Source organism: Cellulomonas hominis (assembly GCF_014201095.1).
In the GTDB taxonomy this organism is placed as follows: domain Bacteria; phylum Actinomycetota; class Actinomycetes; order Actinomycetales; family Cellulomonadaceae; genus Cellulomonas; species Cellulomonas hominis.
Window position 1 is genome coordinate 4,137,124 of record NZ_JACHDN010000001.1, and the last position, 24,308, is coordinate 4,161,431.

Sequence of the window (24,308 nt, forward strand, 5' to 3'; positions counted from 1 at the left end):
GCCGAGCGCGCGCACGGTCCGGCGCGGCCGGGCGGGCGGGCTACCCCAGGGCGTCGAGCACGGCGCCCAGGTTGCGCTCGCACCCGGCCCGGTGCGCGTCGGCCTCCGGGCCGGAGTACCCCCGGGGCCCCATCTCGACGAGCAGCACGAGCGACATGTACAGGCGGTACAGCAGCAGCCGGGCGTCGCCTGCCGGCGTGCCCAGGGCCAGCACCCCGCCGGCGTCGGCGTACCCCGCCAGCAGGGCCTCCGGCACGGGCCCGAGACCGGTCTGGTCGGCGCCGGCGAGCTCGAGCAGCGGGTCGCCCCACACGGCGCGCTCCGGGTCGATCAGCCCGGTGAGCGTGACGGTGGCCGGGTCGACGAACAGGTTCGCGTCCCACAGGTCGGTGTGCACCAGCACCGGCCGGCGCACCTCGGCGAGCGCGCCCCGGTGCCGGTGCAGCGCGGCCCGGATCGCGGCGACGGGCAGGCCGGTCCCCGAGCGGGCGGCGTCCTCCAGCAGCGCGCCGGTCATCCGCGCGAAGGCCTCGGGCCACGTGCCCGCCTGCAGGCCCGCGGCCGGGTTCGGGTAGCCGAACCGCTCGCCGGTGACCGCGTGCAGCCGCGCCATGAGGGCCCCCAGCTGGGGCCGGACGCGCTCGCGCATGTCGTCCGGCAGGCGGCCGCCCACGGCGAGCTCGGTGAGCGGGGCGCCGTCGAGGTGGCTCGCGACCACGACGTCCGACGGCACGGCCGTCCGGCTGAAGTCGGTGAGCAGGAGGCGGGGCAGCAGCAGCTCCGGGCGGTCCGCGCCGAGCCGGTAGACCTGCGCCTCCGTCCGGAGCAGGTCGAGCTCGTAGGTGAGCAGCCGCTCGGTGGCGGTGGGCGCCGTCTTCGCCACCACGCGGGTGCCGTCGGCGAGCGTCGCACGGAAGGTGGTGGCGAACATGCCGCCGGTCAGCCGCTCGAGGTCCACCACCTCCCCGAGCGGGGCGAGGACGCCGGGCAGGGCGTCGCGCAGGTGCTGGTCGGGCTCGGTGCGCAGCATGGCGGCCACGGTAGCGGCGGGTCCCGGCGCCGCGTGTGGGACCTCCGGGGCAGACTGGGCCGGATGGACGACAAGGCGATGCTCCACCGGTACCTGCGGTCCGAGCGGGACGGGCTGCTCCGCGCGCTCGACGGGCTCGACGACTACGCCGCCCGGCGCCCGGTGACGCGGACGGGCACCAACCTCGCGGGCCTCGTCAAGCACGTCGCGAGCGTGCAGCTCGACTACCTCGGTGTGGTCTTCGGCCGCCCGTCCGGGCGCCCGCTGCCGTGGTTCGCCGACGGGGCCGAGCCGGACGCCGACCTGTGGCTGCCCGCCGACGAGACGGTCGAGCAGGTCCGGGAGCTGCACACCTTCTCGGCCGCGCACGCCGACGCGACGATCGAGGCGCTGCCGCTCGACGCCCCGGGCCGGGTGCCGTGGTGGCCGGACGACCGCGCGGACGTGACGCTGCACCGGGTGCTCGTGCACCTGGTCGCCGAGACCGCCCGGCACGCCGGCCACGCGGACATCCTGCGGGAGACGATCGACGGCCGGGCGGGCGACGGGCCGGCGGACCCGAACCTGTCGCCGCGGGACGACGCCGGCTGGGCGGCGCACCGCGCGCGGATCGAGGACGCCGCCCGGGCTGCGTCACGCCTCTGACCTGTGGCACCGTGTCCGCCGTGAGTCCCGCCGACCCGCAGTCCCTGTTCCCGGGCAAGCAGTTCATCAGCACCGCCCTGGAGGTCCTCGAGACCAAGACCACCATGTCCGGCGGGCTCGCGCGCCGGTACCTGCAGCGCGCGGCGATGGCGGGCGTGATCATCGGGCTGCTGTACGCGACCTACTACGCCGTGCTCGCGGCGTTCACGGCGGTCGGCGTGGGCGACGACACGCTGCGGCCGGTCGGGCGGGTGGTCGGCGCCGTGGTGTTCGGCTGGGCGCTGGTGTTCATCTACTACTCGCGCTCCGAGCTGCTGACGTCGAACATGATGATCGTCTCGATCGGCGCGTACCACCGGCGCACCTCGTGGGGACGCGCCCTGCGGCTGCTCGGCCTCTGCTACCTGGGCAACGTCCTCGGCGGGCTGTTCGTCGCCGTGCTGCTCCGGTTCTCCACCCTGGTCGAGGGCGCGCCGCTGGACGAGATGGTGGACTCCGTCGCCCACAAGCTCGCGTACGTCGCCGACGGGCCCGTCGGGTGGGTCGACCTGCTGGTCCGCGCGCTGCTGTGCAACTTCTGCATCAACATCGCGATGCTGCTCGTCTACAACGGCCTCATCAAGGACGACCTGACCAAGTGCCTGGTGATGATCACGTCCGTGTTCATCTTCGCGTTCCTCGGCCTGGAGCACTCCGTCGCGAACACCGTGCTGTTCTCGATCGTCGGGCTGCAGGAGGGGCTGGACCTCGGGGCCGCGGCGGGCAACGTCGGGATCGCCCTGCTGGGCAACTTCCTCGGCGGCGGGCTGCTCATCGGCCTGTACTACGCCTACGTCAACGACGACACGGAGTGGCTGCGCCAGAACGCGCAGCCGCCCGCCGGGCGGTAGCGGGCACCGGTCAGCGGTACGCGGGGCCGCCGGGCAGGTCGAACAGCTCCTCGAGCGTGCCGACGCCCCGGCGCTGCATCTCGCCGACCAGGTCAGTGCCGACGTACCGCAGGTGCCAGCCCTCGGCGGCGAACCCGGTGACCGCCTGACCCGCGGCGGTGTACCGCACCACGAACCCGAACTCCCCCGCGCGCGCCGCCACCCACCGGCCCTCGTCCGTCTCGGCGAAGCAGTCCTGGAAGTCGCAGTCGGGCCGGCTCCCGCTGCCCACGTCGACCGCGAGGCCGGTCTGGTGCTCGCTGTGCCCCGGGCGGGCCGAGACCTCGTCCGCGCGCGGGGCGCCGACCTGCGCGGCCCAGCCGGCGTGCACCCCGGCCTGGTAGTCGTACGACCGGAACCCGCTGCGCAGCTCGAGGCGGACCCCGTCCGCGGCGGCGGCCGCGAGCATCCGGGTCAGGGGGTCCTGCACGACCGCGCGCACCTGGTAGGCGCCGACCGCGACGAGGTCCGGCGGGGACCAGGTCGCGGGCTGCAGCGGCAGGGCCTTGTTCACCACGATCCACACGGAGGCGGGGTCCGTCGTCGACTCCCGCGCGAGGTCCAGGCCGGCTCGGGCGGGCGGCGTGAGCTCCTCGGGGGTGCTCCACGGGATGTCGGGCGTCCGGAGCGACGGGCGCGGGTCGCCGGCCGGGGCGAGGCCCGCGGTCGACGGGGTCGCAGCCGGGGCCGGCCCTCGGTCCTCGGCTCCGGCGGACGCCCGGGGGGCCGGGTCGGCGGCGGGTGCGGCGGTCCGGGTCCGGTGGGGGTCGGGCGGGTCGAGCAGGCCGCCGTCGTGCACGGCCAGGCCGAGCGCGAGCCCGCCGGCGACCACCGTCGCGAGCGCCTGCGTCCCCCGGCGCACCGCACGCCCGGCGTCCCCCGCCGGCCGGTGCCGCCCGCGTCGCGCGCGCGTCCCTCGGGCGTGCTGGGGGCGCGGGGTCACGGCGGTGCTCCTGGGGTCGAACGGCGGTGGCCTGGGCCGGCCTGGGGTGGTCGGTCCCCCAGTGTCCGCCGGATGTCCGCCCAGGTCCAGGCGCCGCCGGGCGCGCGACCCGGCTGACGACGCGCCGACCGGATCTGAGTGGTGACGGACGCCCGCGGCTGAGTGGCGCCCGGCGCGGGGCAGCGTGCGACGCCGCGCCGTCAGAGCTGGAGGTCGCGGGCGAGCGCCGAGAGCGCGGACCCCTGCCGCCGCCCGTCCAGCGCCAGCCCCCCGCCGGCGGTCGACCGCACCGACCCCGCCGCGAGCAGCTCGTCCACGGCGTCCGCAGCGTCGTTGTCCCGCACCCAGCGCCGCAGGTCGGGGCCCGTCATCGGGCGCCCGAGCAGCGCCGCGAGGAGCCTCGCCTTCGTCAGCGGGTCGCTGCTCCCGGTCAGGACGGCGGACGTCCCCAGCACGGTCTCCATCTGCGCGCCCTCCTGCGGTCCGCGCCGCGGCCTCCGTCCGGCAGCGGTCACGATCCAGCCTGCCCGCCGCGCGGCCCCCTGGGTGGTCCTCGGAGACGCTGCGTGGGTGGAGCCCCCCGGGTCGAGCGCTGCGCGGTACTCGCGCACCGCCTCCTCGACCAAGCCCGGGGTCAGCCGGGCCACCGGGTGCACGTCCACCACCAGCGGCTCCCGGTCGGGCCCGCGCCCGGCCTCCCGGCCGGTGAGCACCCAGGGGTAGCGGTCCCCGCCCGCGAGGTGCCCGTACTGGCAGACCTGGCGCGCGACCCACTGCCGAGCCGGACGGTCCCACCACGGCTCGGGGCTCAGCCGGTTCACGCTCAGGCCCGGCAGCGTCGCGCCGCTCTCACCGTCCACGCTCGGTCCCGCCGCGTCGGCCGCCGGGCCGGCGCTGACGCGCACGTAGGCGGTCGCGCCCAGCAGGTCGAGGAGCTCCACCAGCTCGTCCAGCCGGTGGAGCAGGACCAGGTCGCCGTCACCGGCCGGCATGGCGCCTCCTCCCGCACGGGCGGCACCGCCGGCGGCGCTGGGCCGCCGGCGGTGCCGTTCCGTGCTGCCGTCCCGTCAGCCCTGCTGCGGGGCCTCCTTGACCTCCTGGGCGGACTGCTGGGCCTGGTCGCGGAGGTCCTGCGCCGCGCCGGCGCCGTGCTCCTTGACGGTCCCGGCGGCCTCGGTGGCCCGCTCCTTCACCGTCTCGACGGCCTCGCGGGCGGGCTCGCGCAGCTGGTCCGCCACCTGGGCGGCGGCCTCCTTCACCTGCGGCACCGCCTGCTCCTTGACGGCCTGCGCGGCCCGCTGCTCCTGCCGGGAGGCCGGCAGCAGCGACGCGGCGAGCAGCCCGACGCCGAACGCGATCAGGCCCGCGGCGAGCGGGTTGCCCTCCGCCTGCCGCGCGACGGCGTGCGGGGCGTCCCGGACGCCCGACGCCACGTCGCCGGCCACGGAACGGGCCGAGCCGCCCGCGCCGCCGACGGCGCCGCCCACCGAGTCGCGGGCGTCGTGCACGCTGCCCATGACGCGGTCACGCACGGCGCCGACCTTGCCGCGCACCCGGTCCGCCTGCCGGTGGGCCATCTGGCGGGGGTCCAGCGCGTCGCCGACCGCGTCGACGTCCGCGGACAGGTCCGCCCGCGTCTGCTCGATCCGCTCGCGGATCACGTCCGGGTCCTCACTCATGGTTCGCCTCCTCGTCCCCCTTGAGGGCGTTCGGGATCTTCTTGACGGTCTCGGCGGTGCGCGGGGCACCCTTCACCCGGCGGAGCTCGCCGCGCCCGCGCACGGCGAGCACTGCGGCGATCACCGCCCAGATGAGGGCGACGACGACCGCCGACCAGGCCTTGCCGATCGGCAGGCCCCACCACAGCGCGACGGACAGGAACGCCAGCACGAAGTGCCCGGCGACGCCGGCGCCGGCGAGCATGCCGGTCCCCCGGCCGGCGCGCTTCGCCGACTGGCTGATCTCGGCCTTCGCCAGCTCGACCTCCTGGCGGACCAGGGCGGACAGGTCCTGCGTCACCGCCCCGATGAGGTCGCCGATCGACGGGCGGTCGCCGCCGTCCGAGCCCGGGGCGGTGCCCGGTGCGGAGCCCGGCGTCGCGCCCGCGCCCGCCGATGGCGGGGGCGTCGCCCCGAGCGGCACCCCCGCGGCCGGGCCGGTGCCCGGTGCGGCGGCGACGGTCGGGTCCCCCGGCCCGGTGGTCACGGCTGCTCCTCGCGGCGGATCCCGGCCAGCGGGTCGCCGCCGGCGGTCCCGGCGTCGTCGGCGCCCGGCAGGTGGCCGGGGGTCGGTGCGACGGGCGCCTCGCCGCCGCTCGCGGCCCAGGCGCGCTCCTCGCCGGTGGCGGGCGCGGTCCACGGGGCGTCCCCGGTGCTGGCGGGTCCGGGCTCGCGGTGCTGCGGCTCGCCGACGACGTCGACCTCCGCCACCTGCGCCGTGCCGCCGGCGACCACGCCGGGCCCGCCGGCGAACGACGCCGACCCGGCGCGCGCCGTCGACGAGGTGGTCGACGTGCCGCCCGACGGGGCGTCCTTGAGCCCCCGGGTCAGCCGCCCGGCGAGCACGCCGGCGCCGGCCGCCAGGGCGAGGAACAGCCCGGGGCGCCGCCGCGCGAAGTCCGTGACCTCGCTCAGCACGTCGCCCGGCTCCCGGTCCTCCAGCCAGGTGGCGACCGAGCCGGTGCGCCCCGCGACCTGCCGGACCAGGTCGCCCGCGAGGCCGCCCTGCTCCGACGCGTCGGCCATCCGGCCGAGCTCGTCCCCGAGCGCACGCAGCCCGGAGGCCGCCCGCGCCTGCTGGTCGGAGGCCTGGCCGCGCAGGCCCTCCCGGGCCTCACCGAGCAGGTCGCGCGCCTGCCCCTTGGCCTCCGCGACGACCTCCCCCGCCTGGTCCTTCGCCTCGTGCAGCAGGCCCTGCCCGCTGTCCGCCGCGGCGTGCGCGAGGCCCTGTGCCTCGTCGCGCGCCGTCCCGACGGCGGCCTTCGCACCGCCCGTGTCCTGGGAGCTCATCATCGCGTCCTCCTCACTCGCTCTTGAAGGTGTCCTTCAGCTTCCCCGCCGCCTTCTCCGCGAGGTTGGGCTGCGGGGTCGTCCCGTACAGCCGGGGGTCCGGCTGCGTGGGCGGCGGCATCGGCACGCCCGCGGGCGGCTCTGCCACGTAGGTGAACTCGCCGAGGCCGTCCGGGGTCGGGCCGGAGGCCCACGAGCCCTGGTCGGCGGCGGCGCCGTCCGAGAAGTTGATGTACTGGTACGCCACGTCGCGGTCCTCCTGGACGAGCGGGAAGTTGCTCGGCACCGGCAGGCCCTCGAAACCCTCCTCCTGCAGCTCCCGGGCGGCGGCGATCCACTGGTTCTGGTGCATCGTGTCCCGGGCCAGCAGGAACGCGAGCAGGTCGCGCACGCCGTGGTCGTCGGTCATGTGGTAGAGCCGCGCGACCTGCACCCGGCCCTGCATCTCGGCGTTCGCGTTCGCCGTGAAGTCGGCGAGCAGGTTGCCGCTGGCCGTGACGTACCCGGCGCTCCACGGGTTGCCCATGCTGTCGACGGGCCGGGCGCCGGCGCCCGCGACGATGGCGTGCTGCAGGTCGGTCCCGCCGAGGACGGCGGCCACCGTCGGGTCCGCCTGGACGGCGTCCTCGGTGATGCCGACGGGCGCCTTCTCGAGCAGCTGGGCGATCATCGTCGCGAGCATCTCGACGTGCCCGAACTCCTCGGCACCGATGCCGTAGAGCAGGTCCCGGTACTTGCCGGGCAGGTGCGTGTTCCAGGACTGGAACCCGTACTGCATGGCGACGGTGATCTCGCCGTACTGCCCCCCGAGCACCTCCTGGAGCTTGCGGGCGTAGACGGCGTCGGGACGGTCGGGCGTGGCCTGGTGCTGGAGCTCCTGGCGGTGGAAGAACATCGCGACCTCCGTGCCCCGCGCAGGGCGGGGCACCGGTTGTGCGGGTGCGGGCACCGCGGTCGCGTGGGCGGGAGCCGTTCCGGCAACCGCCCCCGTCGGCCGGGGATGGCGCCGGCGGGCTTCCTCCGCCGGTGACGTCGGGCGGGACCCTCGGGGTCACCGCCTGCAACGACGCTAGGTCAGGTGTGCAGGGGTCGCCACAGGAAGACGTCGCCGCAGGTCAGGAGTCCGGGCGGGACTCGTGGCCCGGTCGGCCGTGCGTGCGGTTCCGCTCCTTGAGCTGGGACTCGTGCACGTGGCGGCGGCCGTCGAGCAGCCGGTCGCGGGTGCGCCGCTCGGCCTCGGCGAACGTGCGGTAGTAGCCGTCGTCGAAGTCCTCGACCACCTGGAACGTCCAGCGACCGGCGAGCACGTTGCGGCCCACGACCTCGGCCCGGAGCTCGTCCGCGACGTCGGGGTGGCCGGCGGCCTCGAGGCGGTCCAGGGCCTCCGCCAGCTCGGCGTCGGCGCGGCCGATCAGGCGGTGGAAGGCGTAGAGCATCCCGCGGGCGTGCTCGACGACCTCGAACGCCGCGGTCACGCCGCCGACGGCCTCGACCACGTCGTCGGGGACGCCGGGCGGGGGCAGGTGGGCGGGGTCGGGGGCGTCGGCGGGGCTGCGGGACGGGTCCTGGGGCGTCATGCGGCCCATCGTGCGGCGGCGTCCGGCCGCCCGCGATCCGGGGCGCCGGGGACGCCGACGTATCCGGCGGGCCTCGTCGTCCGTCGTCCCGGTGGACGGCCCGACCGCGGCCGCCCGGAGAGGACATCATGGCCACCATGACCATCAGCACCGGACCGGCCGACGCCCCGGTCGCCGGTGACCTGACCGCCCGCGTCCGGGCCGCGCGGCGCGAGCTGCTCGAGGTGCTGGAACCGCACCGGCCCGCGCTGTACCGGTTCTGCCCCGGGCTCACCGGGTCGGCCTGGGACGCCGAGGACCTCGTCCAGGACACCCTCGCCCGGGCGATGACCCGGGCCGCGGAGACGTACGCCGGCATCGCCGACCCGCGGGCCTGGCTGTTCCGGGTCGCGCGCAACCTGGCGGTCGACGAGTGGCGACGGCACCGGCCCCTCCCCGTGGCCGAGGTGCCGGAGCGCGCGGCACCGGACGCGGCGGACCCGGCGGAGGTGCGGGACGCCCTCGCCGCGGCCGCGCTGCTCCCGCCGCAGGCGGAGCGCCGCGCTGGTGCTCCGGGAGGCGTTCGACCTGCCGCTGGCCGACATCGCCGACGTCCTCGGCACGACCGTCGGGGCGGTCAAGGCGGCGCTGCACCGCGGGCGCGGGCGGCTGGCCGACCCGGCCCCGCGCCGGCCTGCGGCCGCCTCGACCGCCCTGCTGGACCGCCTGGTGGACGCCTTCGGCCGGTACGACGTCGACGAGGTCGCGGCGCTGTTCCGGGACCGGGCCGTCGCCGAGGTCGTCGGGGTGGCGGTCGAGACCGGCCGGGACGAGATCCGGGACAGCTCGCTCACGCACGTGTTCGTCCTCGAGGCGCACGCGGTCCGGTACGCGGCCGAGCGCGTCGACGTGCTCGGCGAGCAGGTCGTCGTGCTGCGGGAGGCGCTGCCGGACGGTCGCGGCCCGCTGCTCGACGCCTTCCGCGTCGAGGAGCTCGACGGAGCCGTGCAGCGGGTCCGCTGGTACTACTACTGCCCCGAGGTGCTCGCCGAGATCGCCGAGGAGCTCGGCGTGCCCGTGCGGACGCACGGGCACCTGCACGACTGACTGTGAGGCTTGTGCCTGCGGCTCGCTGAGCGGTGGGCTGTGTTCGGTGGGTGCGCGCGTGACTCTACGTCTGACTGGCTTCGTGCCTTCGAGCGGACTTGTCCGCGCGTGCCTGCCGGCCCCGGCCCGACCGGAGTTGCTGGCCTGATCAGGAGCTTGACCGCCCGTGGACGCGGGCGTGTCCCGTCACAGTCCTGCCGATCTCCAGCCGGACCGGAACCTCACGTTCCTCCGGTCGAAGGAGTACGCAGTGACCAGTCTGGCTGAACGCGTCGATCTCGTCATCGGGGTCGACACCCACAAGCACACCCACACCGCCGCGGTCGTGGACGCGACCACTGGCGGCACGCTCAGCGAGTTGACCGTCAGCACCGATCCGGGTGGCTATGGCGAGCTGCTGACCTGGGTCGGCGCGATCCGTGGTGGCTCGCGGGTCTGGGCGTTGGAAGGTGGCGGCGGCTACGGCGCCGGTCTGGCCCGGTTCCTCGGGTCGGCCGGTGAGCAGGTCGTGGAGCTGGACCGCCCGAAGCGAGCCGCCCGACGTCATGGCGCGAAGTCCGACTCCCTGGACGCGGTCCGCGCCGCACGCGAGGCCCTGGCCCGCGAGCACCTCGCGCGGATCAAGGACGACGGTCCTCGCGCCGAGCTCGCCGTTCTCATGGCGGCCCGCCGCTCGGGGGTCGAGGCCGCGACCCTGGCTCAGCGCCAGCTGCTCGCTCTGGTCACCGCGGCGCCAGAGGAGCTGCGCGCCGTGCTGCGCGGGGCGAACACGACCGTGACGGTCCAGACCGCCGCCCGGTTGCGGACCCGATCGGCCTGGGACCGTCAGACGGTGACCACCGCGAACGTCCTGCGGACCCTGGCGCGCCGGGTCCTGACCCTGCAGGGCGAGGCCCGCGACCACGAGACCGCGATCGGTGAGATCGTGCGCTCGTGGCGGCCCGACCTGCTGACCCAGCCCGGGATCGGAGCCCTCACCGCCGCCCAGGTCCTGATCGCCTGGTCCCACCCGGGACGGATCCGCTCCGAGGCCGCGTTCGCGATGCTCGCCGGGACCGCCCCGATCCCCGCGTCCTCAGGCATGACGATCCGGCATCGGCTGAACCGTTCCGGGGACCGCCAGCTCAACCGCGCGCTGCACGTCATCGCCCTGTCTCGCGCCCGCTACGACCAGCGCACCCGCGACTACATCGACCGCCGCCGCGCCCAGGGCAAGACCGACCGCGAGATCCGCCGCTGCCTCAAGCGATACATCGCCCGCGACCTGTTCCGCCAACTCGAACACGGCCCACTCCCGGCTTGACGAACCATAGGAGCGTCCGTCAGGCCTCGTGCAGCACCCGGCCGCCGCCCAGCACGAGGGCGCGCGGCGGGGTGCGCACGAGGGCGTCCATCGGGTTCTCGGCGTCGAGCAGCACGAGGTCCGCCCGGGCGCCGGGCACGAGGTCGTGCCGCTCGCGGCCGACCGCCCATGCGCCCTTGCTCGTGGCGGCCTCGACCACGCGGAGCAGGTCCTCGTCGCGGACGAGGCTGCTGGCGCGGGCGAGCTGCCACGCGATGCCGAGGGTGTCCCCCGTGCCGTAGGGGCTCCACAGGTCGCGGATGCCGTCGGTGCCGAGCCCGAGGCGCACCCCGGCGGCGTCGAGCTCCGCGACGGGCAGCTGCGGGAGCCGGAGCGGCGCCACCGTCGTCATCGACATGCCCACGGCCCCCATCGCGGCGAGCAGGTCCGCCCGGCGCGCGTCCGGCAGCTGGGCGACTGCGAAGCCGTGCGCGAGGTTGACCTTGCCGTGCAGGCCCAGCAGCTCGGCCCGCTCGACGAGCAGCTCCACCTGGAACGCGCCGAGCTCCGCCGGGTCGTGCAGGTGCACGTCCACGCCGACGCCGTGCTCCGCCGCCAGCGCCAGCACCGCGTCCACCTGGCCGACCGGGTCGCGGTCGATCGTCGCCGGGTCGAGGCCGCCGACGTGCTCGGCGCCCGCCCGGGCCGCGTCGTGGAGCAGGTCCAGGACGCCGGGGCGGCGCAGGACCCCGTCCTGCGGGAAGGCCACCACCTCGACGTGCAGCGCGCCCTCGTACGCCGCGGCGGCCTCCCGGACCGCCTCGATGCCGCGCAGCCCGACGCCGAGGTCGACGTCCACGTGCGAGCGGATCGCGGTGGTGCCGTGCCGGACCATCTCCGCGAGCACGGCGGCGGTCGTCGCGACGCCGGGGATGCCGAGCTCGTCGCGCCGCGCCCGCTCGTGGCGGATCCGGCCGTCGGTGCCGCCCTCGCCGCCGTAGGACTGCCACGGCAGCCCCCACCAGGACTTGTCGACGTGCGCGTGCGCGTTCACCACGCCCGGCAGCGCGAGCAGGCCCCGGCCGTCCACGACCGCGTCGGCGGGGACGTCGTGCGGCACCGGCTCGACGCCGGCCGGGGTCAGGTCCGTGACGACGCCGTCGGCGACGTGCACGTCCACGGCCGGGCCGCCCCAGGGGCGGACGTCGCGCACCAGGCGCACGGGACGGAGGGACGGCAGCGGGGCGGGCTCGGTACGCACGCGTCCATCCTCCGTCACGCGGAGGGGGTAGGTTGTCCGCCATGTCCGCGTCGCAGACCTCGTGGTGGCCCGCCTCCTAGGCGGACCTCGACGCGTCGACGACCGCCCTGACCGGTGGTCGTGCGGCGGGAGCGTCCGGACGGGTGCCGGTCCCGACCCGGAACGGCTCCCATGACGACTCTCCTCGACTCCCTCCTGACCGACGACAGCACGCCGTTCGCCGTGCTGCGCCGCGAGGGCTCCCCCGTGCTCGACGTCCTGACCGGCGACGTGGCCGACGTCGACCGGCTGGCCGACATCCCGCTGGACGGCGGCACCGTCCTCGCCCTCGTGCCCTTCCGGCAGGTGCACGAACGCGGGTTCGCCGCCCACGACGACGGGGCGCCGCTGCGCTGCCTGCGGGTGCGGCACCACGAGCGGGTGCCGCTGGCCGACGCGCTGGCCGTGCTGCCGCCGGTCCCCGTGCCGCTCGAGGCCCACGGGTTCGACGTCGACGACGCGACGTACGCCGAGCGGGTGCGGACCGTCGTCGACGACGAGATCGGCCGCGGCGAAGGGGCGAACTTCGTGCTGCGGCGCGACTTCGTGGCCACCACCACCGCGGCGTCCGGGACCGCCGTGCTCGGCTGGCTGCGGGCGCTGCTGGAGCAGGAGCAGGGCTCGTACTGGACGTTCGCGCTGCGCACGCCGGGGCTCGCCGCGGCCGGGGCGACCCCGGAGCGGCACGTCAGCGTCGCCGGCGGCGTCGCGCGGATGAACCCGATCAGCGGCACGTTCCGGCACGGGGAGCGGCCGCCCACCGGGGCCGAGCTGCTCGCGTTCCTCGCGGACGGCAAGGAGAGCGACGAGCTCTTCATGGTCGTCGACGAGGAGATGAAGATGATGAGCGCCGTCTGCCCCGACGGCGGGCGGATCCTCGGGCCGTACCTCAAGCAGATGTCCCGGCTCACGCACACCGAGTACGTGCTGGAGGGCCGCACCGGCCTCGACGTCCGCGAGGTGCTGCGCCTGACGATGTTCGCGCCGACCGTCACCGGGTCGCCGATGGGCAACGCGTGCGCGGTGATCGCCCGGCACGAGACGACGCCGCGCGGGTACTACTCCGGCGTCCTCGCGCTGTTCGAGCCGGACGGCGACCGGTACGCGCTCGACGCGCCGATCCTCATCCGCACGGCGTACCTCGACGGTGCGGGCCGGGTGACCGTGCCGGTCGGGGCGACGCTGGTCCGGCACTCGACCGCGGCGGGCGAGGTGGCGGAGACGCACGCGAAGGCCGCGGGGGTGCTCACGGCGCTCGGCCTGCTGCCGCGCGCCGCGTCGGGGGACGGTCCCGCCCCGCGGCTCGCCGAGGCACCCGGGGTCGCGGCGGCGCTGGCCGCGCGGAACGACCGGCTGGCGTCGTTCTGGCTGCGGCCGCAGGGCGCCGGGGCGGCGCGCGCGGGCGGGCGGACGGCGCTGGTCGTGGACGCCGAGGACCAGTTCACGACGATGCTGGCGCACCAGCTCCGGCACCTCGGCCTGGCGGCGCGCGTCGTGCCGTGGGACGCGGTCCCGGCGGACGCGGACGTGGACGCCGACCTGCTCGTGCTCGGCCCGGGGCCCGGCGACCCGCGACAGCCGGGCGACCCGCGGATCGCCCGGCTGCGGGCGCTGCTGGGCCGGCGGCTCGCGACGGGGGCGCCGACGCTGGCGGTGTGCCTCAGCCACCAGGTGCTCGCGCTCGAGGCGGGCCTCGCGGTCGAGCCGCTGCCCGCCCCGCGGCAGGGCCTCCGGCTGGAGGTCGACGTGTTCGGCGAGCCCGCCGCGATCGGGTTCTACAACACGTTCGCCGCGCGGGTCGCCCCCGGCACGGTCCGGACGCCCCGGCACGGCCTCGCGGTGTCGGCCGACGCGACGGGTGTCGTGCACGCCCTGCGGGGCCCGGGGGTCGCGTCCGTGCAGGGGCACCTGGAGAGCGTGCTGTCCTCCGACGGGCTCGCGACGCTGGACCGGCTGGTCACGCCGCTGCTGGGGTGAGTGTCGGACGTCGGGTCGAACATGTGTTCCATGCCGACCGACCTCCCGCCGCGCGCCGGGATCCTGCACGCCGACCTCGACGCGTTCTACGCCTCCGTCGAGCAGCGGGACGACCCCCGGCTGCGCGGCCGGCCGGTCGCGGTCGGCGGCGGGGTCGTCCTCGCGGCGTCGTACGAGGCGAAGCGCCGCGGTGTGCGGACGGCGATGAGCGGGCGGCAGGCGCGGTCGCTGTGCCCCGGGCTCGTGGTGGTGCGGCCGCGGTTCGACGCGTACGTCGCGGCGAGCCGGGCGGTGTTCGCGATCTTCGAGGACACCACGCCGGCCGTGCAGGGGGTGTCCATCGACGAAGCGTTCCTCGACGTGCGCGGGCTGCACCGCATCGACGCCCCGCCCGTCGACCTCGCCGCGCGGCTGCGCGCCCGGATCCGGACCGAGGTCGGGCTGCCGATCACCGTCGGCATCGCGCGGACGCCGTTCCTCGCGAAGGTGGCCAGCCGGGTCGCGAAGCCCGACGGCCTGCTCCTGGTCGACCCGCGGCGCGAGGACGCGTTCCTGCACCCGCTGCCGCTCGAGGTGCTGTGGGGCGTCGGCGACGTCACCGCCGCGAAGCTGCACGCGTACGGGCTCGCGACCGCCGGGGACGTCGCCGCGCTCCCGCAGCAGGTGCTCGTGTCCGCCCTCGGCCCCGCGATGGGCCGGCACCTGCACGCCGTCGTGCACGGCCGCACCCCCGACCTGGTCGAGACCGGCCGGCGACGGGGATCGGTCGGCGCGCAGCGGGCGCTCGGTCCGGGGCCGCACGACCCGGAGCACGTGCGGGCGGCGCTGCTGGGGCTGGTGGACCGGGTGTGCCGGCGGATGCGCGCCGGGCACCGGCTCGCGCGCACGGTCGTGCTGCGGCTGCGGTTCGCGGACTACACGAAGGCCACGCGGTCCCGGTCCTTCCCGCACGCCACCGCGACGGGCGCGTCCCTCGCGGCCGCCGCCGCGGCGCTGCTCGCCGAGGCCGGGCCGCTGATCCGCGAACGCGGGCTGACCCTCGTCGGCGTCGCGCTCACCGGCCTGGAACGGGACGACCACTGGCAGCCGACGCTCGACCTCGACGGACCCGACACGACCGGCCTCGACGGACCCCACACGACCGGCCTCGACCTCGCGGTCGACGCCGTCGCGGAGCGGTTCGGGTCCGGGGCGGTCGTCCGGGGCGCGCTGCTCCGGCACGGTGCCGGGCTGGAGATGCCGACGCTCCCCGACCCGGGCTGAGTGCCCTCAGCTGCTGCTCGCCGCCGCCGCCGTCGTCGCGGCCATCACCGCGACCATCGCGCCCGCGGCGGCGTCGACGGCCTCCCGCACCGCCTTCGCCGCCCACTCCCCCTGCGCCAGGTGCTTCGCCCGCCGCCGGAGCTCGCCCCGCCCGAGGCCCTCGTGGTCCACCGCCGCCGGCACCTGGTCCACCGCGGACAGCAGCGCGACGAGGGCGACCGTCCGCGGGTCCGGGGCGAGCCCGCGCACCAGGACGTCGGCCAGCCGCGCCCGGACCGACGCCTCGTACCGGACGTCCGCCGCGGGCCACCGGGTGCGCGGGAACAGCCCGAGGACGCGGTCGTCCTGCCGCCGGACCAGTCCGCGCCCCGCGAGCCGCTCGGACAGCACCGGCCGCAACCCCCGGCCCAGCAGGCCCACGAGCTCGCGGGCCGTGCGGGGCCGCTCGGCGACCCGCGCCTGGGCCGCACGCAGCACCGGGTCGGCCGGCGCGGGGGCGGGGGTGCCGGGCACTGCCGGGACGACGCGGGCCGACCGGCCCCAGCCGCCGCCGGGCACCACCACCACCGCGCCCGCCAGCGCCAGCTCCGCCAGCACCGCCCCGCCGAGGGCCTCGTCGACCGGGACGGCAGGGGTGCTGCCGCGCACGTCGTCCAGGAGCAGGAGCAGCAGGTCCTCCGCGAGCAGCATGGGCATGGAGTCGACCCTAGTCAGGGCCGCGGGTGCGGTGTGCCGGACGGCTCGGCGGGCGGATCCGCGTGATCGCGGGGCACCGACTCCTCCACAGGCGCGGTGCGCGTGCGTGGTCCCCAGGGTGGGGCTGCGCGGGGGTCGGGTGTGGGTGGCCGCGGATACGGTGAATTCATGGCTGACCTGCACGAACACCTCGACGGTGATCCCGCCGCGGGTGTGGTGCTGCCCCGGTACGGGGACGACGGTCGGTGCCTGACCGAGTACGGGCCGGACCCGGGTGCCGGGGCCGCACGCACGGCGCAGCAGCGGCAGATCGAGGCGATCGCGGCCTGCCCGCCCGGGCCCGAGCTGGATGCGTGGTTGCGGGGCTTGGACCTGTCGGTGCTGCCCGCCGGGGTCGTGCTCGAGGTCGTGGCCGCCTGGGACCGGATGGAGTCCTCCGCGCATGCCGGCAAGCTCGCCGCGGTGGCCGAGCTGGTGGTGCGCCCGACGATGGACCCGGACCGCACCCCGGGGTGTGGGGCCGCGCCGGTGGGGCGGGAGCGGGTGGTGGCCGGTGAGGTGGGGATGCGGTTGCGGTTGCCGGTGCTGACCGCCAGCCGGGTGGTGCGCGATGCCGTGCTGCTGGACGGGTTGCTGCAGGCCACCGGGCAGGCGCTGGCGACCGGGCACGTGGATGCCCGCAAGGCGGACACCTTGGTGCGTCGGGCACGGGACCTGCCGTATGAGGCGAGCCTGGCGGTGGAGGATGCGGTGCTGCCGGACGCGGACCAGTGCTCGCACGCGCAGTTCGAGCAGCGGGTGGAGCACGCGATCGCCCTGGTCGACGCCGAGGGTGCCGCGCTGCGGCACGCCAAGGCCCGCCAGGGTCGGCGGGTGACGCACCCGCGCCGGCGGCCGGACGGGATGGCCGCGATGTGGTGCGTGCTGAGCGCGCCGGACGCGGCCCGGTTGGACGGGGTGCTGGACCACACCGCGCGCGCCGCCCGCGCCCTGGGTGACCCCCGCACCCTGGACCAGCTACGCGCCGACGGGCTGCGGGACCTCGTCGTCGGGGACGTGCCGGCGAGCGAGGGTCCGGCGTTCGAGGTCCGCCTCCACCCACCCGCCCCGAAGCCGGCACCGGTCGACCGGACGTGGAGCACCCCGGGTGCACCGACGCGCCCGATGGCCCCCGAGCCGACCGCCACGATCACCCCGATCCTCGTCCCGCCCGCCGCGTCCGAGCCCGCGCCGACCGCCGCGCACGACCCTGCGCCCGGCGCCGCTGCTGCCCACCGCGGCCGCACCGCCACCGGGTGCGGCACCTGCGGCGGCCGCCCCGGCGCGCAAGTCCGGGTCACGATCGCCGCCTCCACCCTGCTCGGCCTGGACGACCAACCCGGGGACCTCGAGGGGTACGGGCCCATCGACGCGGTCACCGCCCGGGCCCTGGCCGCCGGAGGCGACTGGCAACGGATCGTCACCGACCCGCTCACCGAGCAGACCCTGGACGTCGGACGGCGCCGGTACCGACCACCGGCAGCGTTGGACGAGCACGTGCGGGTGCGGGACAAGACCTGCGCCGCACCCGGCTGCACCGTGCCCGCCACCCGCACCGACCTGGACCACACGATCGCCTACCACCCGCAACCCGGCGCCCCACCCGACACACCCCTGGATGGCACCGACGCGGGCAACCTCGGGCCGCTGTGCCGCGCGCACCACCGGCTCAAGACCGTCGGCGGGTTCCGGCTGCGGCAGATCGAACCCGGCCTGTTCGAGTGGATCACCCGCACCGGCCACCGCTACCTCGTACGCCCCGGCACCGGACGCTCCCTCCACACGACCACCGTCCCCCACGACGCCGAACCACCGTTCTGACACCACCACGCACCCACCGAGCGCGTCCCCCGGGGGCACGCCACGCCGCGGGCGCGTAGGGTCGGCAAGATCAGCGCCCCGGAGTCAGGACACGCCGCACCGGGGCCACCCGAGGATGGACGGGGGCACCGTCCGATGCCCGATGTGACCGGCGTGCAACCCGCGCTCAGCCTGGGGACCCGGGCGGTCGGCGGCGCGTTCACGCTCGACCTGCGGACCGGCACCTGGTGGTGGTCCGACGAGGTGTACGCGATCCACGGCTTCGCGCCGCACGAGGTGGTCCCGACGACGGAGCTCCTGCTCGCCCACAAGCACCCCGACGACCGCGAGCGGGTGCTGGACGTCCTGGACCGCGCGACCCGGACGGGCGCCGCCTTCTCGTGCGTGCACCGGATCCGGGACGCCCAGGGCCGGGACCGCGTGGTGACGGTGGTCGGCGAGGGTGTCGGCACGCTGGACGGCGGCGGGCCGGCGGAGCTGCACGGGTTCGTCGTGGACGTGACGGACGTGGTGCGCGACGAGGCGCAGGCCGCCGCGACGACGTCGATCGCCGCGTCCGCGCAGAGCCGCGCGTCGATCGACCAGGCGTGCGGGGTGCTCGCGTTCACCTACGGGACCGACCCGGAGGCAGGGTTCGCGATGTTGCGCGCTGCCTCCAACGACGCGAACGTCCCGCTGCGGGTGCTCGCGGCGGCCATCGTGGGGGCGCTGCCGGCGCTGCACGGGCAGACCGGCCGGGTCACGGCGTTCCTCGACGGGCTGCTGGCTCCGTCGCACCGGCCGACCTGAGCGGGGCGGCGACCGGGGACGTCACCCGTGGTGGGCGACGCGCGCGCGGGCGGCGACGGGGTGCGGCAGGATGGCGCCGCACCGCCGCCGACCAGGGAGCGAGATGCCGCGACCGCCCGCCCCGGAGCCGTCGGGCGTCCAGGGCCCCACGGGCACCGAGGGCCCCACGGGCGCCCGGGACCGTCCGCGTCGTCGCGCGCTCGCCCTCGTCCGCGCCGCCCACGCCGGGCCGGCGGTCGCGGTCACGCTGTTCGCCGGCGCGTACGCGGCGGGTGCCGCCGGGGCGGACGCCGGCCGGGCGGTGCTCGTCGCGGCGGCGGTGCTCGCGGGGCAGCTCTCGGTGGGCTGGTCGAACGACTGGATCGACGCGGACCGGGACCTCGCGGTGGGCCGGGCTGACAAACCGGTCGTGGCCGGTGACCTGTCCCCCGCCCTGCTGCGACGGGCGGCGTTCCTGGCAGCGGGGGCGTGCGTCGCGCTGTCGCTCGCGCTCGGTCCGGCGGCGGCCGCGCTGCACGTCGCCCTCGTCGCGGTCGCGTGGGCGTACAACGCGCGGCTGAAGTCGACGGTGTGGTCGTGGGCGCCGTACGCGGTGGCGTTCGGCGGGCTTCCGTCGGTGGCGACGCTCGGGGTGCCGGGCGGGGCGGACCTCGCGCCCTGGTGGGTGACCGCGGGCGGTGCGCTGCTCGGCGTGGGGGCGCACCTGGCGAACGTGCTGCCGGACCTGGAGGACGACGCCGCGACGGGGGTCCGGGGGCTGCCGCACCGGCTCGGTCGGCGGGGCACGGCGTTCGGCGCCGCGGGTGTGCTGCTCGCGGCGGTGCTCGTCGTCGTGCTGGGCCCGGCGGGAGCACCGGGTGGGGCGGGGGTGGTCGCGCTCGTGGCGGCGCCCGTGCTCACCGGGTCGGCCGTGTGGGTGGCGCTGCGCAGGACGACGAGCCGGTGGCCGTTCACGGCGGCGATCCTCACCGCGGGACTGGCGGTCGTGCTGCTCGTCGCGACGGGTTGATGGGCTGCGCGACCGACCGGCTGACGCGAAGGAGTCCCGCCGCAGCCGGGCCCTGCCCCTGCGGCCTGCCCCGCGGCGGGTGCCCGCGGTCGCGCGCGCGGGACGGCCGGGGCAGGATCGCGACCATGTCCCGGATCGTGGCAGTCGCCCCGGCGCTCCCCACGCACGTCTACCCGCAGGCGGAGATCAGCGCCGAGATCGGCGGCCTGCTGACCCGCGACCCGGGGCGGCGCGCGCTGCTCGACCGGGTGCACGCGTCCTCCGGCATCGAGACCCGGCACCTGGCGCTGCCGCTGGAGAAGTACGCCGGGCTGTCGTCGTTCGGGGAGTCGAACGACCTGTTCCTCCGGGAGGGTGCCGAGCTGGCCCGCCGCGCGGTGCTGGACGCGCTGGACGCGGCAGCGCTGCGCCCGGCGGACGTCGACGTGCTGGTGTTCACGACGGTCACCGGCGTGTCCGCGCCGTCGCTGGACGCGCTGCTGGTCGAGCCGCTCGGGCTGCGGCCGGATGTGCGCCGGGTGCCGTCCTTCGGGCTGGGGTGCGCGGGCGGGGCTGCGGGGTTGGGCATCGTGGCGGACCATCTGGCGGCGCACCCGGACGCGGTGGCGGTGCTGCTGTCGGTGGAGCTGTGCTCGCTGACGTTCCAGCAGGACGACGACTCGACGGCGAACCTCGTGGCGAGCGGCCTGTTCGGGGACGGCGCAGCGGCGGCGGTGCTGGTCGGCGAGGCGCGCGCGGCGGCGACCGGTGCGGCCGGCGTGGACGGTCCGGAGGTCGTGGGCGCCCGGAGCGTCCTGTACCCGGGCACGACCGGGGAGCTCGGCTGGCAGGTCGGCGGCTCGGGGCTGCGGATCGTGCTGTCGGGCGGGATGGCGGACACCGTCGCGGCGCACGCCGCGGGCGACGTCGCTGCGCTGCTCGCCCCGCTGGGCGCCACGGCGGCGGACGTGGACCGCTGGGTGGTGCACCCCGGCGGTCCGAAGATCCTCGACGCCGTGCAGGAGTCCCTCGGCCTGCCGGAGGGCGCCCTCGCGGTGAGCCGCGCGACGCTGGCCCGCACGGGGAACCTGTCGTCGGCGGCGGTGCTGCACGTGCTCGCCGCCACGGAGCCCGGGCCGCCGGGCGGGCTGGGCGTGGTGCTGGCGTTCGGTCCGGGTGTCGGGGCGGAGCTGGTGGCGCTGCGCTGGCCGGGGCGGGCCGCGGCGTGACCTCCGTCGCGTGGTTCGACCTGCTGGTGGCCCTCACCGCCGTCGAGCGGCTGGCCGAGCTGGTGGTGTCCGCCCGCAACGCCCGGTGGTCGTCCGCCCGCGGCGGCGTCGAGTCCGGTCGCGGGCACTTCCCCGCGATGGTGGCGCTGCACACCGGCCTGCTCGTCGCGTGCGTGGTCGAGGTCCACGCCGCGGACCGGCCGTTCCTGCCGTGGCTGGGCTGGCCGGCGCTGGTGCTCGTGCTGGCGAGCCAGGGGCTGCGGTGGTGGTGCATCGCGACGCTCGGCCCGCGCTGGAACACCCGGGTGATCGTGGTGCCCGGCCTGCCGCTGGTGCACCGCGGGCCGTACCGGTGGCTGTCGCACCCGAACTACGTCGCCGTGGTCGTCGAGGGGCTCGCCCTCCCGCTGGTGCACACCGCGTGGGTGACGGCGCTCGGGTTCACGGTGCTGAACGCGGTGCTGCTGCTGGGCTTCCGCATCCCGGCGGAGGAGCGCGCACTCGCCGCGGCAGGGCGCTGACGTGGCGGCGACGCCGGACGTCGACGTGCTCGTGGCCGGCGGCGGGCCGGTGGGGCTGGCCGCCGCGATCGAGGCGCGCCTCGCCGGGCTGACCGCCCTGGTGGTGGAGCCCCGGACCGGGTCCGTGGACAAGGCGTGCGGCGAGGGCCTGATGCCGCAGGCGGTGGCCGCGCTGGACCGGCTCGGCGTGGACCCGCCGGGGCGGCCGCTGGCCGGGATCGCCTACGTCCGGGACGACCTGCGCGCGGAGCACCGGTTCGCTGGACCCCCGGGGCGCGGGGTGCGGCGGACGACCCTGCACGCCGCGCTCGCCGCCCGCGCCGCGGATCTCGGGGTCGCACGCCTCCGCGGCCGCGTCACCGACCTGCGGCAGGACGCCGACGGCGTCGAGGCGGCCGGGGTCCGGGCGCGGTGGCTGCTGGGCTGCGACGGGCTGCACTCGACGGTGCGGCGCCTGACCGGGCTCGAGGCGCCGGCCGCCCGCGGGCGGGCCCGGAGGTTCGGCGTGCGCCGGCACTACCGGGTGGCGCCGTGGACCGACCTGGTCGAGGTGCACTGGGGCCGCCGCGCCGAGGCGTACGTGACGCCGGTGGCGCCCGGGCTGGTCGGCGTCGCGCTGCTGGGACCGTCGCCGATCGACGTCGACGCGGAGCTGGCCGGGATGCCGGTGCTCGCCGCACGCCTGGCCGGTGCCCCCGTGGACGCGGCCGACCGGGGCGCGGGGCCGCTGCGGCAGCGCACCCGCGCCAGGACGGCGGGGCGGGTGCTGCTGGTCGGCGACGCCTCCGGCTACGTGGACGCGCTGACCGGCGAGGGCCTGCGCCTCGGCTTCGCGCAGGCGCGCGCGGCCGTGGCGCACCGCGACGACCCGGTGGGGTACGAGCGGGCGTGGGCCGCGGCGACGCGGGACTACCGGCTGCTCACGAGCACGCTGGTGGCCGCCGCGACGTCGCCGCTGCGCGGGGCGCTCGTGCCCGCGGCGGTCCGGCTGCCGCCGGTGTTCGCCGGGGCGGTGGAGCGGCTGGCGCGCTGAGGCGCCCCGCCGGGTCAGCGGCCCCGCGCCACCCGCATCCGCCAGAGCAGCCACAGGAAGTACGGCGTCCCCACGACGGCCGTGACGAGCCCGGCGGGCAGCTGGGCCGGGGCGATCGCGGTCCGGCCGACCGCGTCCGCGATGCCGACGAGCGCCGCGCCCAGCACGACCGTCATCGGCAGCAGCCAGCGGTGCCGCTTGCCGATGAGCATCCGCGCGGCGTGCGGGGCCACCAGCCCGACGAACACCACGGGGCCGATCGCGGCGGTCGCCGCGGCGGTGAGCAGCACGGCGACGCCGACGTGCAGCGCCCGGCTGCGCGGCAGGTCGACGCCGAGCACCCGCGGGGTCACGTCGTCCACCTGCACGAGGTCCAGGTCGCGGTGCGTGCGCGCGACGACCAGCACCCCGGCCAGCAGCGCGACCGCCATCGGGACGAGCTGCGGCAGCCCGGCGCCGAACGTCGAGCCGCCGAGCCAGGTGATGGCGCGGTTCTGGTTCCACGGGTCGGTGCGCACGAGCAGCAGCGTCGTGACCGCGCTGGCCGCCGCCCCGGTGCCGAGGCCCACCAGCACCATGCGGCCCGACGCCAGCCCCGTCCCGGCGGTGACCCCGAAGACCAGCAGCCCGGCGAGGACGGCACCGACCACGGCGCCGGCGAACACCGCCGCGAACGACGGCGCGCCCGCCGCGACGATGACGACGACGGCGCCGAGGCCCGCGGCGTGCGAGACGCCCAGGACGCCCGGGTCGGCCAGCGGGTTCCGCGTGACGGTCTGCACCAGGCCGCCGGCCAGCGCGAGGCACGCCCCCGCCAGCAGCGCCGCGGCAACGCGCGGGACCCGCGAGTCCAGGACGATGTCCAGCCGCACGGACGCCCGCCCCGCGAGCCAGTTGTGCACGTCGCCGAGCAGGACCGTCGAGTCGCCGAGCAGGACGCCGGCGACCAGGACGCCCGCCAGCAGGACCAGCGCCGCCCCGAGCAGCAGCGCGGGGGCGCGGCGGGACAGCGGGCTCCCGGCGCGCAGGGTGACGAGGGTGTCCGGCTCCAGCGCGGTGCGGGCGCGGCGGGCGAGCACGATCAGCGCGACCGCGCCGATGAGGCTGGTGACCACGCCGGTCGGGACGGTCACGCCGCTGATCGGGCCGAAGACCGCCCGCAGCGCGACGTCCGCGGTCAGCACGAGGGCGGTGCCCGCGACGGCGGCGGCGGGGATGAGCAGCCGGTGCTTCGTCAGCGGCCGGACCCAGGTGGCGAGCAGCCGGACCAGCAGGGGCGCGCACAGGCCGACGAAGCCGATCGGGCCGGTGACCGTGACCGCGCAGGTGGCCAGCAGCACGGCGAGGAGCACGGTGACCAGCCGCGTGCGGACCACGTCCACGCCGAGCGACCGCGCGGCGTCGTCGCCGAGCTGCAGCAGGTCCAGGCGGCGCGCCACCAGCAGCAGGCCCGCGAACGCGAGCACCACGATCGGCGCGACGGTCCGCACGGTGCCCATGCCGTTCTGCCCGAGCGAACCCGCGCCCCAGGCGAACAGCCCCTGCGTCTCCCAGGGGAACAGCACGAGCAGGGCCTGCGTGACGGACGACAGGCCGAGGGTGATGGCCGAGCCGGCGAGCACCAGCCGCACCGGCGACGCCCCGGCCCCGCCCGACAGCCCGATGACCACACCGGCCGCGGCGAGGCCGCCCGCGAACGCGACCACGACCCCGGGCAGCGCGCCGAGGCTCGCCCCGACGACCGCGGCGGCCGTGACCGCCAGGTGCGCGCCCGAGTTCACCGCGAGGGTGTCCGGGGCGGCGAGCGGGTTGCGGGCCACGCCCTGGAGGGCGGCGCCGGACGCGCCGAGCGCGCACCCGACGAGGACGCCCGCCGCGAGGCGGGGCAGGCGGGAGGCCGTGACCACCGCAGCCGCCTGGTCCAGCCCGCCCTGCCCGGTGAGGGCGCGCCAGAGCGCGCCGACGGTGACGTCGGCGGTGCCCTGGGTGAGGTGCCACGCGGCGGCTGCGACCAGCCAGGCCACGAGCAGGCCGAGCACCAGGAGGGCGCGCAGCCGGTGGCGCGCCGGGGCGGGGGCGGGCGCGGCCGCCGGCCCGGACGACGCGGGGGCGTCCGGGCCGGCGGCCGGCGGTGCGGTGGTCACGGTGCCGG

Annotated in this window: 22 protein-coding genes and 2 pseudogenes; 13 read left to right on the plus strand and 11 right to left on the minus strand. The window is 77.2% G+C overall.

The genetic code is table 11. The features are described from left to right. Window positions 1-40: 40 nt before the first annotated feature. Window positions 41-1,030, minus strand: coding sequence for a phosphotransferase family protein (locus tag HNR08_RS19625; RefSeq protein ID WP_146840308.1), 990 nt, complete (start codon window positions 1,028-1,030; stop codon window positions 41-43). 63 nt (window positions 1,031-1,093) lie between these two features. Here HNR08_RS19625 and HNR08_RS19630 point away from each other — a divergent pair, with 63 nt between their 5' ends. Continuing rightward, the gene (locus HNR08_RS19630; protein WP_146840310.1) at window positions 1,094-1,675 is read left to right on the plus strand and encodes a DinB family protein; all 582 of its coding nucleotides are present in this window, start codon (window positions 1,094-1,096) and stop codon (window positions 1,673-1,675) included. Between the two features lie 20 nt (window positions 1,676-1,695). Further along, on the plus strand, window positions 1,696-2,565 hold the full coding sequence (locus tag HNR08_RS19635; RefSeq protein ID WP_146840312.1) for a formate/nitrite transporter family protein: 870 nt from the start codon (window positions 1,696-1,698) through the stop codon (window positions 2,563-2,565). 10 nt (window positions 2,566-2,575) lie between these two features. Here the strand turns inward: HNR08_RS19635 and HNR08_RS22840 are convergent, their stop codons facing one another. From HNR08_RS22840 to HNR08_RS19670, 7 genes are all read right to left on the minus strand, one after another. After that, entirely contained in the window at window positions 2,576-3,547 is a 972-nt protein-coding gene (locus HNR08_RS22840; protein WP_183835235.1) for a D-alanyl-D-alanine carboxypeptidase family protein, read from the minus strand. Window positions 3,548-3,747: 200 nt separating this feature from the next. After that, window positions 3,748-4,539 (minus strand): DUF6098 family protein, encoded by a 792-nt coding sequence (locus HNR08_RS21350; protein ID WP_221286389.1) that lies wholly within the window; start codon window positions 4,537-4,539, stop codon window positions 3,748-3,750. 75 nt (window positions 4,540-4,614) lie between these two features. Continuing rightward, on the minus strand, window positions 4,615-5,226 hold the full coding sequence (locus tag HNR08_RS19650; RefSeq protein WP_146840870.1) for a DUF3618 domain-containing protein: 612 nt from the start codon (window positions 5,224-5,226) through the stop codon (window positions 4,615-4,617). Then, window positions 5,219-5,752 carry a phage holin family protein gene (locus HNR08_RS22070; RefSeq protein WP_146840871.1) on the minus strand — a complete coding sequence of 178 codons (534 nt, stop codon included), beginning with the start codon at window positions 5,750-5,752 and terminating at the stop codon, window positions 5,219-5,221. The genes HNR08_RS19650 and HNR08_RS22070 overlap by 8 nt, the downstream gene beginning before the upstream one ends. Beyond that, a complete protein-coding gene (locus HNR08_RS22075) occupies window positions 5,749-6,558 on the minus strand; it encodes a hypothetical protein (protein WP_183835237.1) in 810 nt (269 codons plus the stop codon). The genes HNR08_RS22070 and HNR08_RS22075 overlap by 4 nt, the downstream gene beginning before the upstream one ends. A 10-nt stretch (window positions 6,559-6,568) precedes the next feature. Then, window positions 6,569-7,450: a manganese catalase gene (locus tag HNR08_RS19665; RefSeq protein ID WP_146840873.1), complete on the minus strand. Its 882-nt coding sequence runs from the start codon at window positions 7,448-7,450 to the stop codon at window positions 6,569-6,571. Between the two features lie 220 nt (window positions 7,451-7,670). Further along, window positions 7,671-8,132: a hypothetical protein gene (locus tag HNR08_RS19670; RefSeq protein ID WP_146840874.1), complete on the minus strand. Its 462-nt coding sequence runs from the start codon at window positions 8,130-8,132 to the stop codon at window positions 7,671-7,673. A 137-nt stretch (window positions 8,133-8,269) separates the two neighbouring features. Here HNR08_RS19670 and HNR08_RS22935 point away from each other — a divergent pair. From HNR08_RS22935 to HNR08_RS19685, 3 genes and pseudogenes are all read left to right on the plus strand, one after another. Then, a pseudogene (locus tag HNR08_RS22935) lies at window positions 8,270-8,548 on the plus strand (RNA polymerase sigma factor); the annotation flags it as partial. Between the two features lie 124 nt (window positions 8,549-8,672). Beyond that, window positions 8,673-9,218, plus strand: a pseudogene (locus tag HNR08_RS19680) (sigma factor-like helix-turn-helix DNA-binding protein); the annotation flags it as partial. Window positions 9,219-9,468: 250 nt separating this feature from the next. After that, entirely contained in the window at window positions 9,469-10,521 is a 1,053-nt protein-coding gene (locus HNR08_RS19685; protein ID WP_168432408.1) for an IS110 family RNA-guided transposase, read from the plus strand. Between the two features lie 19 nt (window positions 10,522-10,540). Here HNR08_RS19685 and HNR08_RS19690 read toward each other — a convergent pair whose 3' ends face one another. Beyond that, window positions 10,541-11,761, minus strand: a complete 1,221-nt coding sequence (locus HNR08_RS19690) for an amidohydrolase family protein (RefSeq protein WP_246803068.1) — start codon at window positions 11,759-11,761, stop codon at window positions 10,541-10,543. Between the two features lie 171 nt (window positions 11,762-11,932). On the opposite strand from HNR08_RS19690, the gene HNR08_RS19695 reads away from it, so the two are divergent. Beyond that, on the plus strand, window positions 11,933-13,777 hold the full coding sequence (locus HNR08_RS19695) for an anthranilate synthase family protein (RefSeq protein WP_146837913.1): 1,845 nt from the start codon (window positions 11,933-11,935) through the stop codon (window positions 13,775-13,777). Window positions 13,778-13,807: 30 nt separating this feature from the next. After that, entirely contained in the window at window positions 13,808-15,040 is a 1,233-nt protein-coding gene (dinB, locus tag HNR08_RS19700) for a DNA polymerase IV (protein ID WP_146837915.1), read from the plus strand. Between the two features lie 6 nt (window positions 15,041-15,046). Here the strand turns inward: dinB and HNR08_RS19705 are convergent, their stop codons facing one another. After that, window positions 15,047-15,736 carry a GOLPH3/VPS74 family protein gene (locus HNR08_RS19705; protein ID WP_146837917.1) on the minus strand — a complete coding sequence of 230 codons (690 nt, stop codon included), beginning with the start codon at window positions 15,734-15,736 and terminating at the stop codon, window positions 15,047-15,049. 168 nt (window positions 15,737-15,904) lie between these two features. Between HNR08_RS19705 and HNR08_RS19710 the strand changes: the two genes are divergently transcribed. The 6 genes from HNR08_RS19710 to HNR08_RS19735 all read left to right on the plus strand — a co-directional run bounded on the left by HNR08_RS19710 (window position 15,905) and on the right by HNR08_RS19735 (window position 22,156). Continuing rightward, window positions 15,905-17,596 (plus strand): HNH endonuclease signature motif containing protein, encoded by a 1,692-nt coding sequence (locus tag HNR08_RS19710; protein WP_146837919.1) that lies wholly within the window; start codon window positions 15,905-15,907, stop codon window positions 17,594-17,596. Window positions 17,597-17,740: 144 nt separating this feature from the next. Then, on the plus strand, window positions 17,741-18,385 hold the full coding sequence (locus HNR08_RS19715) for a PAS domain-containing protein (RefSeq protein WP_186812765.1): 645 nt from the start codon (window positions 17,741-17,743) through the stop codon (window positions 18,383-18,385). Window positions 18,386-18,488: 103 nt separating this feature from the next. Beyond that, complete coding sequence (locus tag HNR08_RS19720; RefSeq protein ID WP_146837923.1) at window positions 18,489-19,394, plus strand: UbiA family prenyltransferase; 906 nt, start codon at window positions 18,489-18,491, stop codon at window positions 19,392-19,394. 125 nt (window positions 19,395-19,519) lie between these two features. Then, window positions 19,520-20,602: a type III polyketide synthase gene (locus tag HNR08_RS19725; RefSeq protein ID WP_146837925.1), complete on the plus strand. Its 1,083-nt coding sequence runs from the start codon at window positions 19,520-19,522 to the stop codon at window positions 20,600-20,602. After that, window positions 20,599-21,123, plus strand: a complete 525-nt coding sequence (locus tag HNR08_RS19730) for an isoprenylcysteine carboxyl methyltransferase family protein (protein ID WP_146837927.1) — start codon at window positions 20,599-20,601, stop codon at window positions 21,121-21,123. Before HNR08_RS19725 ends, HNR08_RS19730 begins: the two co-directional genes overlap by 4 nt. 1 nt (window position 21,124) lies before the next feature. Further along, window positions 21,125-22,156 (plus strand): NAD(P)/FAD-dependent oxidoreductase, encoded by a 1,032-nt coding sequence (locus HNR08_RS19735; RefSeq protein WP_146837929.1) that lies wholly within the window; start codon window positions 21,125-21,127, stop codon window positions 22,154-22,156. Window positions 22,157-22,170: 14 nt separating this feature from the next. Here HNR08_RS19735 and HNR08_RS19740 read toward each other — a convergent pair whose 3' ends face one another. Continuing rightward, entirely contained in the window at window positions 22,171-24,300 is a 2,130-nt protein-coding gene (locus HNR08_RS19740) for an iron ABC transporter permease (protein WP_146837931.1), read from the minus strand. Window positions 24,301-24,308 lie beyond the last annotated feature (8 nt).